The sequence below is a fragment of the Caballeronia sordidicola genome (assembly GCF_001544455.2).
Classification (GTDB): Bacteria; Pseudomonadota; Gammaproteobacteria; order Burkholderiales; family Burkholderiaceae; genus Caballeronia; species Caballeronia sordidicola.
On record NZ_FCOC02000070.1, the window covers coordinates 1 to 643 of the forward strand.

At 63.1% G+C, this 643-nt stretch carries 1 protein-coding gene; it reads right to left on the bottom strand.

All coding sequences use genetic code 11. The features are described from left to right. Positions 1-643 (bottom strand): ethanolamine ammonia-lyase subunit EutB (gene eutB / locus AWB64_RS30620; protein ID WP_167353953.1); only part of this gene is annotated, 643 nt, incomplete at both ends.

Genomic DNA, 643 nt, shown 5'->3' on the forward strand with positions numbered 1-643 from the left:
GGCGGAAAGCGCGCTGCCTTGACCTGTCTCGAAGTACATCAGGTTGTCGCCAACAGTGCCGCGCCCAAGCGATAACCCCGCCTCATACGCTTCCTGCAACAGCGCCAGCGAGACGCCGAAACTCGCGTTCGCTTTTTCAGTGCCCGCAATCGACTGGAACACGAGATCCACGGGCGCGCCTTTCTCGATTGCCGCGATGGTATTGGTCACATGCGTGAGCACGCACGACTGCGTCGGGACCTCGTAGCGTTGCCGGAAGTCATCGATCATTGCGAGCAGCGTTGTGATTGCGCCGGGCGAATCCGATGCCGGGTTGATGCCGATCACCGCGTCGCCGCAGCCGTACATGAGGCCGTCGAGCATGGACGCGGCGATGCCCTTGACGTCGTCGGTCGGATGGTTCGGTTGCAGGCGCACGGACATGTGTCCCGGCAAGCCGATGGTATTGCGAAAGCGCGTGACCACGGGCCGTTTCTTCGCCGCCAGAATCAGGTCCTGGTTGCGCATGAGCTTGGACACGGCGGCGGCCATTTCTGGCGTGAGCCCGGGCGCGATGCGCACAAGCGCGGCGGTATCGGTGGTGTGCGCCAGCAGCCAGTTGCGGAAATCGCCCACGGTGAGATGCGAAATCTCGGCAAATGCC